Source organism: Rhodococcus sp. MurmanLake-1 (genome assembly GCF_056945715.1).
This window is the reverse complement of the sequence record NZ_JBWZNF010000056.1, coordinates 1-971: the sequence shown is the minus strand read 5'-3', so window position 1 is coordinate 971 and position 971 is coordinate 1. Positions and strand designations below refer to the sequence as shown.

Annotated in this window: 2 protein-coding genes; both read right to left on the bottom strand. The window is 60.1% G+C overall.

Annotation, left to right across the window (positions count from 1 at the left end; all coding sequences use genetic code 11):
• Window positions 1-90: 90 nt before the first annotated feature.
• Window positions 91-288: a hypothetical protein gene (locus tag AC2ETI_RS32560; protein ID WP_003946112.1), complete on the bottom strand. Its 198-nt coding sequence runs from the start codon at window positions 286-288 to the stop codon at window positions 91-93.
• A gap of 152 nt (window positions 289-440) precedes the next feature.
• Window positions 441-863: a DUF2752 domain-containing protein gene (locus AC2ETI_RS32555; protein ID WP_483635045.1), complete on the bottom strand. Its 423-nt coding sequence runs from the start codon at window positions 861-863 to the stop codon at window positions 441-443.
• Between the last annotated feature and the right edge of the window lie 108 nt (window positions 864-971).

Sequence of the window (971 nt, the reverse complement as noted above, 5' to 3'; positions counted from 1 at the left end):
CGGTGTCCGTGTCGCTCTGACCTGGACAAAGTTACGCGAAGATCAACACAACACCAAATCGCCAGGTCAGAGCACTGCGGTCGGTAAACTTCACGGAACCCAGTACCTCTCGGCCAGTTCTTCGACGATCGGATCGCCCTCCTCAGCCTGTTCCAACGCTTCGAGATCGTCGTTGATCGACACCAGCCGGGGATCGTCACCCTCAGCTTCCTGAATCGGGTGCCGACCGTCCTCGGCGAGTTGCCTCAGTAGCTTTTCCTTGACGCGCGCTTTCAACGAATCAGCCATACCGCCAGCATGTGCCGCTCCGGCCCAGTTGTCGAGGCCTACTCGTCGTCCTTCTTGCCGAAGACACGTCGTGCCGTCGGAATCAGGATGATCAGCGCGCCGAGCAGAACGATGAGCGAAAAAACCTGCAGTGCCATGTCGACCTCTTACCGTCACGCCGGCGCGAGCCAGCTCCCCCACGGGGTGTTTCGAACAACCGTAAATGCAACGAGAACTCCGAGCACCACGATCGTCACAGTCGGCCGAAGCACGATCATGCGATCCCGCGTGCCTTTCCAACGGCGCACTGTCCAACCGATCCACGCGATCACCAACACCGCGACAAACGGCACGATCAAGACATTGCTGGACACTGCGGCGCCAACATCCAGATTAGTCAGGTCATTGACCGCACGAAGGCCACCACACGCCGGGCACCACAATCCCGTCAACGCGTACATCGGACAAACGCCGTAACTACCCGCACTGTGGGGATCACGGAAGTGGAGTACCGCGGCGGCCGTCACCGCCACTGCTGCAACACCGACGGGTGTGGCCAGCGCGCGTCGTCGACTTGCGACCACTTCCAACTCCATGACACCCACTGTAAGAGACCTCGGCAGCGACTAGCTGTTGCGGGTATGGACGTTGCTGACGCAGGACTGAAGTAGACGGGCTGGTCCTCGGCGTGAGAATGGGAGTTG

Coding starts and splice junctions, on each gene's coding strand:
- AC2ETI_RS32560 (WP_003946112.1), bottom strand. CDS start 288: ATGGCTGATTCGTTGAAAGCGCGCGTCAAGGAAAAGCTACTGAGGCAA.
- AC2ETI_RS32555 (WP_483635045.1), bottom strand. CDS start 863: ATGGAGTTGGAAGTGGTCGCAAGTCGACGACGCGCGCTGGCCACACCC.